Consider the following 15,151-nt stretch of genomic DNA (forward strand, 5'->3'; position numbering starts at 1 on the left):
CTCTCACGATCTGCCCGGAAGACAACACGTCCCTCGCCTCCACCAGACACGTCTCGCAAGACAAACGTAATTGAGGGTTCGGTCATGGAGAGCCGCTTAACAACATCTGAAATCGCTTGTGCCTCTGCGCGATCAGTGCGCATGAACTTCAGGCGTGCCGGGGTTGCGAAGAACAGGTCACGGAGTTCCACAACTGTACCAGTGCGTAGGGCCGCAGGCTTTACAGCTTCCATGTTTCCGCCAGAAATGTGAATTGAGGCTGCTTCTCCATCTGCCACACGACTTGTGATTGTCAGACGCCCCACAGCTCCAAGAGAAGGCAGAGCCTCTCCACGAAATCCAAAGGGTTAATGTTCAGTAAGTCGGATCCGTCAATCTTGGACGTTGCATGACGAGCCAGGGCTAACGGCAGATCCTCGGCAGGTATCCCGTACCCATCGTCAGTGACACGGATCAGTGTTTTGCCGCCGTCAGCAATATCGATTGTAACCCGGGTCGCCATTGCATCAATCGCGTTCTCGACCAGTTCCTTCACAGCCGACGCAGGGCGCTCGACCACTTCGCCGGCAGCAATGCGGTTAATCGCTGCATCATCGAGTTGGTGGATACGCGGAGCAATTTTGGATTCTACACTTTCACTGATCATCTCGAAGGTTCCTGCAAAATCTCAAATCATGAAGTCCCAAACCTGGAACGTCGCGAAACAAAGTAGAACAAAAGAAGAACTATGACAATCGGCTGTCCAATAAAGGGGTGGATTCCGGCAGGAGTTTGGATCCTAGCGTAAGAAAATCCAGAAGCGGCGCACCAACTGAACTCTGCGAGCAATTACGAAAGGCAATCACGCAGCGTTCTCAAGAGCTGGCTTGTGCCTGGCAAGTTCTTGAGTGAAGCCCCTTATTTCGGGGCGGGCAGTATGGTAGAGATATCGAAGCGCAACCACTTGACGCTCAAAGTCGGCATCCTCAATGGTCAGTGAGGTAAATTCCTTGCTTCTTGGGATTGCCGTCTCAGGCAGGATCACAAACCCCCTCTCCAACCGCACCAACTCCAAAATCCACTCAACCCTGTTGGAACGATGGGTGAAACTCATTGTATTTCCGCGATCTGCGCAGAAACTAAACAAAACTTCACGCATATCACTCTCAACTCTGGCCAGCGCCTCGCTGCCCACCAACACGTGCAAGTTCACGCTTTCCCTTTGACTCAGCGGGTGTGTGGCGGAGACAACAACTCGGTAAGTTTCACGATATAGTGGCTCCGCCCGATAAAGATCAGATGCAGCGTCGGCACTTGTTATAGCTATATCAAAACGGCCTTCCCGAAGGCCGTCTAGAAGCGCATTTTGTTTGTCGACAATGATCTCGAAATCAATTTCCGGTGCACGCGCCTGATGCCGCGTTACCGCGTCTGCTATTCTGACCAGCCCGATACCTTCACTAACTCCAACATTGATGGGAATGCCTTCGTGATGAACGTAACGTTTGGCATCTACCATCGCTTTTTGAGTTTGCTGCAACACCTCCTTTAAGTACGGGAGAATGACTGCGCCTAGTGGCGTCAAACTATTTCCGGCACGATCGCGCAGAAACAGTCTACCACCCAACCTGTCCTCCAGCTTCCTGATGGATGTCGTGAGTGAAGGTTGAGAAACATTCATAGCTTGCGCTGCGTGAGTGAAGTTTCGATATTCAACAACTGCCAAAAAATATCGAATTTGATGCATTTCCATGAATTCTGTGCGACCTCTCCTTGGCGATGCCAGTGAATCATTCGCACAAGAGATAGCTACATTTCCGATAGTTATTGGCTATACTTTCATAGAGTATCAATATCGGACTTCGAGCCCGACATAGCGAGTGACGTGATGTGGACGCGGCCTGCCATCAGAAAAGTTGGCCGAGATCGCGCGCCCTGAACCGGGCAAATTCTTGAAAATGCTGTAGCCTGAATTCGTTCCTGCTGTATTGGGTACGTCAATCACCATGGCATTAGCGTTCGAACCTGAAGGCCCTGTAATCGTTTTTCGCCCATCTGAGCCAATAACTACATGGAGTAGTATCCTGTCCAGCTAAGTTGTTAGCTTGCAGAGTCTCACCGGTGCACCCGGTTCGGCCAAAACCGCGAATAGGGTCACCCCTTCCAGCGCCGCCCCTACCACGTGATTAATCTTCGCTGCCTCCGCCAGAGTTCCATTTGTCGTGATGTCGTACACAACGAGTTGGTTGTAGGGCTGGTCTTCGGGCGCTGAGCGCACCAGAACCGAAAGTCGGTCTTCAGATAGGGCCAGCGGCCCTCCCCCTACGATCTCGTAAGGTGAATGTCCCGGAACCATCAGGAGGGTCCGACCGTCAGCTGCAGCGAAACCACCGCCGGCGGAGACCGCGACGGTCGAACCTTCCGCAGTAAGGTTCCCAGCCGGCATTCTATTGAGCGTGGACAGTATGGAAGCATGCTGGATCGCTGTTCCCGCTCGCGGCATCAGCATCCAGATGTTCAGGGTATCCGCACTGGCAGCAATAGTGAACAAGGATGCGCTGCCCGAAAGCTCTGCACCGAACCCGCGCATGTCCGACGGTCCGTCAATGAGACCAAGGGGTTCACCCTCTCTTGACCACATTTCGATGGCGCCGCGGGCTACGTGATGCAACCGAAGCATTCTACCATCAAGCTCGGGCGCTTCGAAGATACCAAAGGAGACGCCGTCAGCGTTAATGAAGACTGAATGACCGAAAGCTTTTTCTTTGTCTGACTGAGCATGCCAAAGCAACGCGCCGCTCGAGACATCAAAGACATAAACTGCGCCGGTATGAAAAAACCCTGCTGGCTGCTCGACACCTGCACCCTGGCCGCCGATACGAACAGCACCAATTGCAACAATGTCGCCATCAAGCGCCACAGAACGACCGAAACCAGGCCCACCGGCAAACACGTCGCCGCGTGGAAGATGCAGTTCAATAGCCTCTGAAAGATCGACCGAGACAATGAAGGCGCGTCCTATATCAGGAAATCCTACAGCCAGATGCCCTTTGTCCACGACGATCTCGGCTGTCTGGACTTTGGAAGCATTGAACGGGAAAGGAAAATTCCAGCAGTCTGCTGATGCGTCAGTAGCGAAGAAGGCGAAGGCCACAGCAACAATTCTGCACAAGTCGCATCCCTCTCTCACCTTATTGGCGATTTTTTAGCGATCACTTCGAAGGTCAATCACTTCGTTCATTGCATGATACTAGAACCAGGTTGCTGTATTCGGAAATACTCCAATCCTATAATTACATATACATCAGCTATGATTGGACCTGCGCCTGGTAGGCTTCCGTTTTGTCAACGCGGCCTATGCTTAACGGCAAATTTCATTTGGATAAACTAAAGAAGTTCTCCAATTGTTCCGCATGACCTCCTGGCCCAACCGAATCCCCTTCGACCTTCACAAACAACTTGAGTCCCACCGTGACGACGACTGGCAAGCAGCTGTGCCTGCCTGGTCGAATATCCACGGGCTGAAGATCAAACTACAATGATGGCGTCGCCTGGAACGTCGGATCGCAGAGCTGCACGAGCGTCGCTATACAGCCAAGTCACAGGATCACTGGGCGGAAATCAAAGAGTGGTTAAAGCGCCATGACCTGCCTGCCCCAAACAGGTTACCTAGCTGGCCCGAACCGGACGCAGTCACGCACCACAAGGCGCAGAAATTACTCTGAACAACATTACGGACATTCAAAGGCTACAATTAATAAGGGATATTTATCTGGCCTTAGGATACAGAATACCGACAACAACGGTTGTGTGCAAAAAGGTCAATAAATGCGCAAATTATTTGTACGCACATGAATTTTCAGTAACCTCTCAAATATCTGTGGCTCTATTGCCGAGTATTGAGAACAGACCGATACACCGAGATTAAGAGGTGAGTTCTGCGAATTGACGAAGCGGACAGATTCCAGGCAAGAACAGACCCTTGCAGGTCATACGCGACGTACTAAACAGTCTTAAGTTCGTCCCGCCTACCCTACCCTGCTTTCAGAGGCCTCAACAGCGCCATAGGTTCCATAGCTCCCTGCTCAATTTTGCTCATTAGCGATGTCAGATACGCTCGATGGCTTTGGATGTTTTCGACACGTTGTAAGATGTAACCTAAGACCATGAAGCGTACCGCTGGGCCATGTGATGATTTCATTGCATACCAAGTTTCACCAAGCAGCATATGGTCTGCAAGTTGGTCCATCAGCCGATCACAATGTACTTGGTCTCGCGCAAACCGTAGTTCCGAACATAGTCGCGGGAATGCATGCTCCATTTGATCTTGGGTCACCTGAAATTGAGAAAGATCTTCTTTCTTACTATTCTGAATCAGTGAATGTTCTTTGTGCCCCTCAATATCGTTGTTGCCAGCCCTCAAATTGATGGGCTGGCGGGTTTCTGATGGGTAGTTGTCCACCGAGACAATTGCATTGATCTCGTCCAGCAGCCCCTGAAGAACGTCCTGTTGCGGTCGACGGCGTAGAATGCGGCGTGCCCGATCCAGTAGATCGTAAACATCATCTGTGATGATGTCATGAATTTTTGCCAGAGCCAGTGTGCATTGATCCCGTAGAACCTGAAGAGTCTCTTGTGCGCGGCGATACTCACCAGCAAGGGCTGTGAACTCTGCATGACGCCTTGCCAGTGGCAGAAGCGACAGGCCGCTAACCAGTGTGACTTCCCCTGCCCCATCGCGCCTGACCCAGCGTTTTCCATTTGCAGCCGTGAAGCGTTGGATCACACCAATGCCAACTAATTTTGTGATATGACGCTCAACCGTTTGAATACTGACGTGAGCCCGCTCTGCTATTGCGGCATTGCTGGCATAAACGATGTGGTGGTCCTCTGCCAATTCACTGATCCGCTCAGCTGACATGAATGAAATCATGGCCCTCAGGATAGAGATGCTGGTTGCCCTCAGTCCAAGCGGTTCACGTGCCTCCTCGATAGCGCGGAGCTGCATCCATTTGGGCGCACCGCTCCTTTGCCCGGTCGGTAACCTGGCTGCTCCTGTTGGAGCGCAATTTGTTACTGTCCTCATGATTTTTATCAGCAGATACAAAAAACCCGTTCGCCCAAGGGCGTTTTTTCTTGTGAAGTGATTCGTGGGCTGCTAAAAATTAGGTGCTAAGACTAATTCCACAGAGATGTGGTTCAGCCCTCGGAGCCTCAGGTTTCGAGGGTTTTCTTTTCCGCTATCTCCTTTCTGCTCGTTGCTCTATTGGCACTTCACAATTGTGAAGTCAGTTTTTCCCGGGACTCTCGGCACGGAACCTTTCAAGGGAATCTCCCATTATGCTTTCAAGGTTCGTGTCTAGCCATTCGGCAAAACCCTTTGTGGTTTTTGTTTCGGTTACGATCAGCTTCAGACCACCTGGTCTCTTTTGAACCGTTGCCACACCATTAAGTTGACGAGTTGCCCGCTGGGGCCGACCTTTAGGTCCTCTCTTGATCTCTGCAAGGAGGGCATCGAGACGATCATCGGACGAACACGTTGGATCCATACTCTCCAGCAGTCTAGTGGCCTCATCTACATTCACTGTCTGCGCTTCTAGTGCAGATGCCAGCGCTTCCCACTTAGGGCGGCCGCTTCCTGGCGCTGCACCAATCATGTCACCGAGGCTATTCGGTACAAGTCGTGTGATCCTCATTAGGTTTGACAGATTGGTCGCTGACATGTTCATCATGCGAGCTACCTCTTGTTTTTCGATCCCGGTGGAATGGACTATGGTTGCAAACCTGGCCTTCTCATAAGCTGATAAGTTCTTGCGGGAGGCGTTTTCGAGAGCTTGGGTCACTAGCGCTTGATTATCGAAATCTTCATCTGTTTGGCCGTCGACCTTAGTTTCGATGTTTGCTTTGATCTTAAGTTCTCTGTCAGCGCCCTCAAAGTCAGATCTTGGGTTGCTTCGTATATGACGAACGGCAGCTAGTCTGCGACGCCCAAAGATGACCTCATACCGCCCGTTCACTTTGATTGAATTTCTAACGAGGATAGGAACTTTTTGGCCGTGGGTCAGAATGCTATCGACCAACTGATCTAAAGATCCGTCTTGGTGGTCAATGTCCTCATCAGCCGAAGCGCGTTCCGAAGACTTCACAATTGTGAATAGCTCAAGGCGGTCAGCAAAAGCTGAGTCGTCAATTAGATCAGGATCGATCTCACGAACAGCGTTGTAAGTCTTTTCGATGAGTTGGATCCCAGGTGTAGCTTTGGATCGTTTTGCGGGTTTCTTTACTTCATCGCGTGCGAGATCCTCTGCCTGAGGGCGTACAACACCCATTAAACTTTCTCCGGGGTTTCGTCTCCGTCTGGAAGTCATTGCTCACGCCCCCATGAAGCTGTGATCATTTTTTCCACTTCACAACCGACTGCGTCCATGCTGGCCTTTGCCCGATCGTATGTGGAACGTGTGATATCACTACGGTTTAATTCATAGATGCTTTGTTGAAGCATCACTGCGTCCGCAATTGCCGTGGATTTGAGGCTGGTTGCCAACATTACTCGCTCCTGAAACAGAGCGCGCAGGAATGACACAATCGTCTGGGACGGATTGTCGGTTGGTTCATCCCTCGTTATGAGAAGCTTAAAATCGTCGTAACTCAGTTTGGCGCCAATGTCTTGAATGACTTCCATATAGCTGCTGGCCATTTGGAGAAATTGAGCTGTACTTGCTACGTCCAACATGCTCGGAGTAAGTGGCACGACGACGGAGGTCGCTGCGGCCATACCTGACATTGTGATGAAGCCCAAAGAAGGTGGGCTATCGATAATCACAACGTCATAGTCATCCTCAACACTCATGATGGCATCGTGAAGCCGCATAAAGAAAGGGGCGTCGAGACTATTCTGTTTCGCGGCCTCCGTTTCAAATTCCGAAAGCATGAGGCCACCAGGCGCTATCGCGAGATTGGGAAAATAGGTCTGCCTTACAACTTCCGCCATTGGGATTGGGTTGTCATAGGTTATCGCATCAAAGACCGTCTCAATATCCTGGTCGAGCTCGGTTTGTAGACCACACATTGACGTAAGCGATGCCTGAGGATCGAGGTCAATGGCAAGCACACGGTAACCCTTGAGTGCCAGGTAATGTGCCAGATGAATGCAAGTGGTACTTTTACTTGAGCCACCCTTAAAGTTCATTATCTGAATTCGTTGTAGATGTTCAGCACCCCGCCGACACGGCACATACCTACCATTCTTTTTAGCGTGGGTGTCCAAGTCGCGCCGTAGCTGAATGATTTCGTCACCGGAATAATAGCGGCGTCCACCTCGTATTTCTGACGCTTCTAACACTTTTCCTTCCGCTGTGGCCTTTCTTAGGTACTGATGGCTAATGTCGAGGAGATCGCAAACTTCAGTCGCTGGAAAGAGTCTGAGTTGCTTGTTAGAGTCTGGTGCATAGGCGGCAAGGAGGTGCTCCTTGATTGCCATGTTCAAACGAGTGCTTATCTCAGCAGCAATATCTACAGGTGAGTCTGAAGCAATAGGGTTTGTTGGTATCATAGTAGCCTCAAATTTGCTCGTTTGGCATTTTATGCTCTACTAGAAGAAAGACCTTATGGAGCGATTCATGTCAACAACTTTTCATATGTTGGGATTATGGCCACAAGCCACACTACATGTTGAATCCTCGGACTTCACAATTGTGAAGTGCCTGTGAAGGCCAAATCGGGCACCGGGTGGCCCCAATTACCAGGCCTCAATACTTGAACTCGGATAATAAAAGACGAGCATGCGTTCATCATTAGTTGAGTTGTGAACCGTGCCTTCAAGGCCGGTTTAAATACAAACTTTATCTAAAAACGGGAGGTGGCATACAGCCATGCCTTGAAGGCGGGATAGGGGGTAAGTAAATGAGTTTGACGCCAGACGGCGGCTTATTGTCTTCTATTTTTTAGAGTGAACTTGATGCTCAGAAGTCGCTGGTAAAAACACGGACCCGGCCTTGTTCATCTGTAAGGCCTGCATCGTACTTGTCAGATGCTTTCTGCTCAATTGCTGGTATGCCTTGGTCGTCAATTGCTTCTTGTGATGTGACCACCACGACCCTTTTGGTACCGGAATACGCCTCAAGCAAATGTTGAAATTCCGGGGTTGCTCCAGATTTTCCAGTAAAAACTAGCGGCATTGATTTCTCCTATTTGTCGATTTCAGACTTAAGTCGCTTCTCGCGATTTCCTGTAAATCTGCTAGGCATGTGCTGTAGGCATGGTGTGAATCTGTGAGGTACTTTGCCCAATCCATGCTTTCGCCGGGACCTGGGCTTGCCGCTTTAAGTTCTTTGTCAAGTCTTTGCATTCTGACCAAGAACCCCTCAGACAGTTTCAGGGAACCTAAGGTCCTTGCTTCCGCGATTTCATCGTGGGCATTTTTTGCCAGCTCTTCGAGTTCGGTTTGCAAGTCTTTTGATATCATTTTACCGGTTTTCTCGGCGTGCAAAACTTCATCAACGTTCCGAAAGGCATGATATGTGGCTCTGATGACTGCCTCGTACGCCTCTGCTTGGCGTTCCCACCATTTTTCGGTGACAAATTTTCTCAAAGCAAACCGAATTGATAACCAAACACCCAGACAAATTGACAAAACCGACGTGGCCAGGTCAGCTAAGAAGCCGTCTAAACCATTAATCCAAATCAGAACTTCAGGAATCTCGGTCAAACAAAATTAATCCTTATTGTGAACCTTCAGGAAGACCATTGCCCCATGTCTCATACCAAAGTGCTTCTTCTCGAAGTTGGTCGATGGTGTGCTGAGGAATGCCAAAGCCTTCCGACTTCAATCGCTCCAGATTGTCTGCGCACTCACTTGGAGTAGAATGTTTGAATTTCGCTCCAGCGTCCTTATGGGCAATGGGGATCTTTGGGTTTTCTTTTTCCCATGCCTCGCAGGCAGTACGGGCCTCAATTGACTTTTCCAAAGCTTTTCTCGGATCTCCGCGATGTTTTTTGATGGTATTAAGATCATCCAATGGCCGCCCTTCAGGGTGCCGCTTAGTGGCGACACGAGTAGTCCATCCGCGCTTCAAATCGCCATTTACATAGACATCGCAATAGCCGTTGTTGTCTGACCATCTGCAATAAGCCATCTGTTTCCCCTTACTGTGCGTCTCTACCGAAAAGCGACAGCTGCTCCTAAACATTCAAAACCAATATACATCTCTCGCACCCGCACCGGTATTACAACACCAGACCGCATCGCTCTGGCTCATCGACTTTATTGGAATCTTCTCTTGGCAAGGGCGATGAGGCTGGCGTTAATCCGTAGATCACCAATGGCGTAGCGCCTGGTCATTGCTCTGAGAACACCGCCAGGGTTCTTGATCGGCGTCTGGGGATGCGCTCTGTTTCGATCGATGATGATCAGGCACATCGTTGTTGTCTCGACGCCCATTTGCAGCACGGCTTCGTGGTACGCATCATGGTTGATCTCCAACGGTACCAGCCTGTCGATCGCCGCGTTGATGAAGTCCTGGGAGCTTGGTTTCATTCGGTCACCTTGAGAAACCATAACGCTGGTTTGCATTTCATCCGTACAAAGTTCCAAAAGCCGATCCGGTGTCAGCCAGTCCAGGTTTTCGGACTTGCGCGCATCGGAATCCGCTTTATGATTGCTTTCTAAGCAATTTTTACCGCCGTTAGGCGGTGTTGTAATTTGAGTGTCTGCCTGCTTGCAGGCAGGCGATGTATTAACGAGATCGTTACAGGATACATATAGATCATGAGTTATATCTTGTATTAATGGTAGGACACCAGAGTCCGGGTGGAAGGACTCATCTTGCTTCTCTTCAACGAACAGTTCGATCTAATCCACCAGGGCCATGACATCTTCCAGATGATGCTTCAACTCAGCGGAATCGACAGATGCGGGGAACCTGCGCGGCCAGTCCAGAAACATCTGGGCGAAGTCTTCAACTCTTGAGCTGCTGGGCCATCTTTGCTGTGCAGACATGATTGCGTTCTTGACGCGCTTGTGGCCGGCACTGATTTTCAGTTTGAGTTCGCGGGCGCCAAAATCGGGACATTATAGCGCTAGGTCAGGTATGGGCGGCTGCCTGCGCCTCTTGGCAGACATGCCTGGTGGGACAACGGCTGATATCCCGATGAAGCGGGGCAAGCCGGTCAAATCATGGGTGAGGGCGGGCCAACAGTCTCATTCCCAGGCAGCTACCACTGACTGGATCGCACTTAAGTCCGGGATTCCATCAATGGACTGCAGATATCGCTGTGCATCGCCGATCGCCGAGCATCGTTGTCTGAAACTTGCACCGCGCGAAATATGCCTCGAGTTTTGTGTCGTGGCGCTTGATCGTTTGGGGGGACGTTACGATCCAGTAGAGGACATGGACCAAAGCCTGAGTGTGCCGCTTCTCGATCCTTAGGATATTGGCGAAATCTTCGCTCACCGAGCCGTCCATCCGCATCACCTGTTCGGCGTCGAAACCTTGTGCTTGCGCGTGTTTCAGGTAGTGCTCTTTCTGTTCATGAAACAAGCCCCAGGCCTTGTCATGTTCGCCTGCTTTCACAGCTGCTTTTGCGGCATGTTTCGCGTCCGCGGCTTTGCCCAGATAGTCGGACTTGCCGAGTTGATCCGACCAATCGAGCGACGGTTGCGCCTGTGATTGCTCGGAGGGTTTGGTTGGCGCCGGCGCGAGTGGCGTTTCGCGCTTTCCAGAGATCTTAGAAAATAGATTGCGTTTCATAGGCCGGCAGCTTTCGTCAGGTTTACACGGAAGCGATCTCGTCGTCGCTGATACCGGCGCGTCATTTGAGGGGAGGCGTGCCCCAACTGCTTTTGAACATGCCGCTCATCGACCTCGGCGTAGGACGCAAGTCCTGTGCGCAATGAGTGACCGGAGAAGAGCTTGAGCCGCTCGGCATCAGGCAATTCGGGCCGGATGCCAGCCTCCAGCATCGTCTTCTTGATCAGGCGGGCAACATGTTTGTCGGAAAGACGACTTGCCTGAACACCGGAGTTGTCCCGCAGCACCCGGCGGAAGATCGGTCCGTGGTCGATCCTGGCAAAGTGCAGCCACTGCTCAAGCGCGTGGACGGGGCAGGACTGATCGGATGAGCCACGGGCAACCTCGGCCTCCTTCCAGCCGGTCTTGGTCTTCTGAATGATGATCGCACCGCCATCTTCGAGTTCCACCCAGCCTTTGCCGTCCTCTGTGTCGTCGCGATTGACATCGAGCCCGACGATTTCCGACCGCCTGAGACCTGCAGCATAACCTAGAAGCAGAATGGAACGATCCCTCATGTCCCGAAGTCCAAAGGAGAGCAGGGCAACCATTTCCAGCAACTCCTCCGGAGAGATCGGTTCTTTTTGTTCCGGTGGCCGACCGTGTTTGCGACGGATGCCTGCCAAAACCGTTGCGATATGGCGATCCTTGCGATCGAGGCTTTGCCCGCGTTGCCGGTAGTTCCAGGAGAGGCCCGACAGGCGGCGCTCAATCGTCGAGACGGAGAGGGCAGGGGAGCCGTTCTGCGGCGCCGCCATCTCTGTGATGTAAAGCCCAATCAGCTGAGGATCCGGTGTAAGCTGATCCGCGCCACGACGCCGGCACCAGCTGGAATAGTGGGCCCAGTCCTGTTTGTAAGCCGCATTGGTGTTCTCGGCCGTCGCTTGTTCGGCATAGTCGCGCGCCGTCTCGACCAAGCGCTCCAGCGAGCTCGAGGAAACCACAGAGTCCGGAACAGTGGTGGTGCTCCCGGAGGAACGATCTCTCTCATCAAGCGGAGCAGGATTTGTCGGAGCAGGGGCCTCTGAGCTCGAAATCTCGACCGCTTTGCGTTGTTTTGTTACCATTTCCAGAGAGTAATTCTTAACGTCCGATAATGCAACATTATTGGACATAGAAAAGAACCGCAGGGTGGGGCGGTTTATACAGTATATTGTAGCGGAAAGCGCCGCCGTGGGATAGTCTTGTAGCATGACATATGCCGCTGACAGCTTCGACACGCTACCCCGAACGCCCTCCTGGGTCACCTCCGCGCGGCCGGAAACCCCTGAAGATGTGGCGTTTTTGTCAGGCGCGGCGCTAAGCCATCTGCATCTTGTGTTGAGCCGGAATGACGTCCCCCAGACCTTGCTTCGGGCGCGGCTGGCACTGCGCGCGGCAGAGGCCTGCGTGACGCACCAGGGACGACCGGAACGGACCTCAGAGCTGCGCGATGTCGTGGCGTTCCTGCAGCCCGGCGATAACTCGGGTCCTGCCGGGGAGGTTTATATGTCCTGGTTGCGCGCAGTCGAGCGTCCAGTCATCTTGAAGGCGCTGCCGCGGGCTTTACCGAGGATAGACGCGGACCAGATCGCAACGTGGCTCGACGGGTGCGACCCGCGCGGCGCAGGGCAGGGGACGCCGGTCCCACGCGCCGCGACCGTGTTGCAAGCCGTGACTGAGGAGCGTCCGCGGGACCACACCGCGTCACTGCTGCTCGCGGATGCGGCATTGGCACATGCGCTCGGGTTGAGCCATGTCCTGCCGCTCCTCGCGCTCGGTCTCAAGCGGGCCGATCTGCGGAAGTCCGATACGGGCCTACGACTGGCCTGCCATCGGGCGATCTCGGCGGCCGCGGCCGAAGTAGTGCGTGAGGCAGCAAACCTGTCTCGCCGAGCGGCGCGCCTGAAAGAGGTTGCCCCCAATCTCCGGGCGAAGGGCGCTGACGAGGCAGTGGCGTTGTTCCTGAAACGGGAAGCGGTTGCCCCGACGTCTTTGACGTCGCTGCGATCAGATCGCGCCGCGCGACGGTTCTGTGACCGTCTGGTGGACCTTGGCGCTGTGCGCGAGTTGACCGGGCGCGACACCTTCCGGCTCTACGGGATCTGATCGATGGCCAAGGACCATGCCGACATCGATCTGGACCGCGAGCTAGAGGACCTTCCGACCGACCTGCGCTGGCGGGAATGGATACGCCGTATCGAGGCGGTGCTCTTTGCCAGCGCCTCGCCGGTGCCGCGCGAAGGTCTCGCCCGCGTGGTGGGGCAGGGGGTCTCGGTCGATCTGTTGATCGATGGCCTGATGGCTGATCTTGAAGGACGGTCCTTCGAAGTCGCGTCGGTCGTCGGCGGGTGGATGCTGCGCACGCGGTCGGCCTATGCCCCGGCCATCAAAGCTGCGGCGGATGTGGACGACCAATACCTTGATTTGCGCGAATTCGATGTCGCGGTGCTGGCGGCCATCGCCTACCATCAGCCGATCACCCGGGACGGACTCAAGGATATCTTCGGCAAGGAGATCAGCCGCGATTTGATTGGGCGGCTGCATGCCCGCGGCCTGATCGGCACGGGCCCACGATCCCCGCGGCGCGGGGCGCCCTATACTTATGTGACGACGGAACAGTTCCTCGTTGCCTTCGATCTGGAGACGCTCCAGGACTTGCCGGACCGGGAGCAGTTGGAGGATGCGGGGGTTGCAGGTGAAGGACCACAAGTCGTTTTCGGCTAGTCTGTTGCCGGTGTTGTTGGGTGCAAAGGCTCTGTGCGAGCACTGTTTTCCTCATATGCTTTCGAGTCTTTCCGGTTTCCGTTGCCGTTGCCTGACGCAAATTCGATCGTTCTGCTTATCGTTTCATTCGCCGTGCAACGATTCATGCGGCGTGACAGAAATAGTCGCAATTTCAATGCGATAATCGTTTCGGCCATTTCACCAAGTCGGCTTTTGCTTCCTGACCCAAGAATCGTTTCAAAATCTGTGAAACGAAAACTTGCGTCGAGGAAAAATGTAAGTGTATCAATATTCTAATCGTTTCAAACTTACGGAATATCGTTTCATGGCCTTGTCGGATCAAGACGTTCTCGAATTTGTCGGCGAGAACCCGGGTGCCGGACGCGATGCCATCCGGAAGGGCGTTGCAAGGGATGTGAGCGAAACCACTGTATGGCGCCTCTTGAAGCGCATGGTGGAAGAAGGTCGCCTCGAAGTATCTGGCAAGGGCAGGGCGACGGGATACAGGATCGCCGGGGGTGCGGTCGTGCGGGCGCATTTGTCGACGCCGTACAACAGGCGAGCGCCGGTGTCCTATCGACCGGAGTTTCTCGACGCATACGTCCCGGAAAAGACCTGGTACCTGTCTGCGCCAGACCGCGAAAGGCTGTTGGAGGCCGGCCGCCCGCAGGGAGGCGCAATTCCAGCCGGAACATACGCACGTCGGATCCTTGAACAGCTTCTGGTCGATCTCAGTTGGGCGTCGTCCAGGATGGAGGGGAACACCTACGACATTCTGCAGACTGAGCGACTGATCAGGTTTGGCGAAGAAGTTGCGGGAAAGGATCGAAAAGAAGCCCTGATGATCCTCAACCATAAGGAAGCCATCCAGTATGTCGTCGACAATCTCGATGAGATCGGGCTTCGGCGTCCGGATATGTTCGCGATCCATGCGCTGCTCTCAGACGGTCTTTTGGCGGACCCGGCGATGTCGGGCCGGTTGCGTGCGATGCCGGTCGGGGTCTCGCACTCGAGCTATCGACCGCTCGACGATGCGGTCACGATCGCAGAGGAGTTCGACATCCTGCTGCACAAGGCTGCGCAGATCACCGATCCGTTCGAGCAGTCCTTCTTCCTCCTGGTGCACATCCCGTATCTCCAGGCTTTTGCCGACGTCAACAAGCGGACTTCACGCGTGGCCTCGAACATCCCACTTCTGAAATCGGATCTTGCGCCGATGTCGTTCACGACGATGGAGGACAGCGATTACATCGACGGGCTCATCGGGATCTATGAACTGAACAACGTCGCGTTGCTGCGCGATGTCTACATAGACGCGTATCTGGCTTCTGCGGAAAAGTACCGAGTTCTCCGCGCTGAGGTAGAGAGCCCGGAAAAAGCGGCTTTGGCCTATCGGGACTTTGTTCGCGCAGCCGTCCGGCGTTGCGTTCTCGAGTTCAAGGAGTTCCGAAACGATGCTGTTGATGAGATGGCTTTGGCTGCTGGCGTGCCCGAGGCTGATCGAGCGGACGTTGTCACTTATGTCCGTGAGCAGATCGCAGGGCTCCATGAAGGCAACGTAATCCGCTATCGGCTGAAACCAGATGATCTGGAAGGAGTGAACCTACGCTAGATCGTCGATCAAGCCGGACCGAGGAACTTCAACGCATCAATAGCGCATTCAATCATTGCGATAGTCG

General features: G+C 53.3%; 14 protein-coding genes and 1 pseudogene. 3 read left to right on the forward strand and 12 right to left on the reverse strand.

Annotated features, from left to right (window positions below; genetic code table 11):
• The 12 genes and pseudogenes from mutL to Q1B13_RS19590 all read right to left on the reverse strand — a co-directional run.
• Positions 1–646, reverse strand: a pseudogene (gene mutL / locus Q1B13_RS19535) (DNA mismatch repair endonuclease MutL); the annotation flags it as partial.
• A 195-nt stretch (positions 647–841) separates the two neighbouring features.
• Positions 842–1,732 carry a LysR family transcriptional regulator gene (locus tag Q1B13_RS19540; protein ID WP_299083180.1) on the reverse strand — a complete coding sequence of 297 codons (891 nt, stop codon included), beginning with the start codon at positions 1,730–1,732 and terminating at the stop codon, positions 842–844.
• A gap of 339 nt (positions 1,733–2,071) precedes the next feature.
• Positions 2,072–3,151, reverse strand: a complete 1,080-nt coding sequence (locus Q1B13_RS19545) for a hypothetical protein (RefSeq protein WP_299083182.1) — start codon at positions 3,149–3,151, stop codon at positions 2,072–2,074.
• A gap of 861 nt (positions 3,152–4,012) precedes the next feature.
• Complete coding sequence (locus Q1B13_RS19550) at positions 4,013–5,065, reverse strand: helix-turn-helix domain-containing protein (protein WP_299083435.1); 1,053 nt, start codon at positions 5,063–5,065, stop codon at positions 4,013–4,015.
• A gap of 202 nt (positions 5,066–5,267) precedes the next feature.
• Positions 5,268–6,308 carry a ParB N-terminal domain-containing protein gene (locus Q1B13_RS19555; protein ID WP_299083184.1) on the reverse strand — a complete coding sequence of 347 codons (1,041 nt, stop codon included), beginning with the start codon at positions 6,306–6,308 and terminating at the stop codon, positions 5,268–5,270.
• Between the two features lie 35 nt (positions 6,309–6,343).
• Positions 6,344–7,531, reverse strand: coding sequence for a plasmid partitioning protein RepA (gene repA, locus Q1B13_RS19560; RefSeq protein WP_299083185.1), 1,188 nt, complete (start codon positions 7,529–7,531; stop codon positions 6,344–6,346).
• Between the two features lie 409 nt (positions 7,532–7,940).
• Complete coding sequence (locus Q1B13_RS19565; protein WP_299083187.1) at positions 7,941–8,156, reverse strand: hypothetical protein; 216 nt, start codon at positions 8,154–8,156, stop codon at positions 7,941–7,943.
• The gene (locus Q1B13_RS19570) at positions 8,147–8,686 is read right to left on the reverse strand and encodes a hypothetical protein (RefSeq protein ID WP_299083190.1); all 540 of its coding nucleotides are present in this window, start codon (positions 8,684–8,686) and stop codon (positions 8,147–8,149) included. The genes Q1B13_RS19565 and Q1B13_RS19570 overlap by 10 nt, the downstream gene beginning before the upstream one ends.
• Before the next feature lie 13 nt (positions 8,687–8,699).
• Positions 8,700–9,113 (reverse strand): hypothetical protein, encoded by a 414-nt coding sequence (locus Q1B13_RS19575; protein WP_299083192.1) that lies wholly within the window; start codon positions 9,111–9,113, stop codon positions 8,700–8,702.
• A 128-nt stretch (positions 9,114–9,241) separates the two neighbouring features.
• A complete protein-coding gene (repC, locus tag Q1B13_RS19580; RefSeq protein WP_299083194.1) occupies positions 9,242–9,514 on the reverse strand; it encodes a replication initiation protein RepC in 273 nt (90 codons plus the stop codon).
• Between the two features lie 715 nt (positions 9,515–10,229).
• On the reverse strand, positions 10,230–10,727 hold the full coding sequence (locus Q1B13_RS19585) for a hypothetical protein (protein ID WP_299083197.1): 498 nt from the start codon (positions 10,725–10,727) through the stop codon (positions 10,230–10,232).
• Entirely contained in the window at positions 10,724–11,881 is a 1,158-nt protein-coding gene (locus tag Q1B13_RS19590) for a tyrosine-type recombinase/integrase (RefSeq protein ID WP_299083199.1), read from the reverse strand. The genes Q1B13_RS19585 and Q1B13_RS19590 overlap by 4 nt, the downstream gene beginning before the upstream one ends.
• Before the next feature lie 76 nt (positions 11,882–11,957).
• Between Q1B13_RS19590 and Q1B13_RS19595 the strand changes: the two genes are divergently transcribed.
• The 3 genes from Q1B13_RS19595 (at position 11,958) to Q1B13_RS19605 (ending at position 15,084) form a co-directional block, all read left to right on the forward strand.
• Positions 11,958–12,854 (forward strand): DUF1403 family protein, encoded by an 897-nt coding sequence (locus Q1B13_RS19595; RefSeq protein WP_299083202.1) that lies wholly within the window; start codon positions 11,958–11,960, stop codon positions 12,852–12,854.
• A 3-nt stretch (positions 12,855–12,857) separates the two neighbouring features.
• Positions 12,858–13,472 carry an SMC-Scp complex subunit ScpB gene (locus Q1B13_RS19600; RefSeq protein ID WP_299083204.1) on the forward strand — a complete coding sequence of 205 codons (615 nt, stop codon included), beginning with the start codon at positions 12,858–12,860 and terminating at the stop codon, positions 13,470–13,472.
• Between the two features lie 280 nt (positions 13,473–13,752).
• Positions 13,753–15,084 (forward strand): Fic family protein, encoded by a 1,332-nt coding sequence (locus Q1B13_RS19605; RefSeq protein WP_299083206.1) that lies wholly within the window; start codon positions 13,753–13,755, stop codon positions 15,082–15,084.
• The last annotated feature ends 67 nt before the right edge of the window (positions 15,085–15,151 follow it).

Origin of the sequence: uncultured Ruegeria sp., from assembly GCF_947489545.1 — a bacterium.
Classification (GTDB): Bacteria; Pseudomonadota; Alphaproteobacteria; order Rhodobacterales; family Rhodobacteraceae; genus Ruegeria.

Bases quoted from the DNA above. Each gene is read 5' to 3' on its own strand.
- Q1B13_RS19565 (WP_299083187.1), bottom strand. From the start codon at position 8,156: ATGCCGCTAGTTTTTACTGGAAAATCTGGAGCAACCCCGGAATTTCAA.
- Q1B13_RS19555 (WP_299083184.1), bottom strand. From the start codon at position 6,308: ATGGGTGTTGTACGCCCTCAGGCAGAGGATCTCGCACGCGATGAAGTA.
- Q1B13_RS19550 (WP_299083435.1), bottom strand. From the start codon at position 5,065: ATGAGGACAGTAACAAATTGCGCTCCAACAGGAGCAGCCAGGTTACCG.
- Q1B13_RS19595 (WP_299083202.1), top strand. From the start codon at position 11,958: ATGACATATGCCGCTGACAGCTTCGACACGCTACCCCGAACGCCCTCC.
- Q1B13_RS19585 (WP_299083197.1), bottom strand. From the start codon at position 10,727: ATGAAACGCAATCTATTTTCTAAGATCTCTGGAAAGCGCGAAACGCCA.
- Q1B13_RS19540 (WP_299083180.1), bottom strand. From the start codon at position 1,732: ATGGAAATGCATCAAATTCGATATTTTTTGGCAGTTGTTGAATATCGA.
- Q1B13_RS19575 (WP_299083192.1), bottom strand. From the start codon at position 9,113: ATGGCTTATTGCAGATGGTCAGACAACAACGGCTATTGCGATGTCTAT.
- Q1B13_RS19590 (WP_299083199.1), bottom strand. From the start codon at position 11,881: ATGTCCAATAATGTTGCATTATCGGACGTTAAGAATTACTCTCTGGAA.
- repC (WP_299083194.1), bottom strand. From the start codon at position 9,514: ATGAAACCAAGCTCCCAGGACTTCATCAACGCGGCGATCGACAGGCTG.
- repA (WP_299083185.1), bottom strand. From the start codon at position 7,531: ATGATACCAACAAACCCTATTGCTTCAGACTCACCTGTAGATATTGCT.
- Q1B13_RS19600 (WP_299083204.1), top strand. From the start codon at position 12,858: ATGGCCAAGGACCATGCCGACATCGATCTGGACCGCGAGCTAGAGGAC.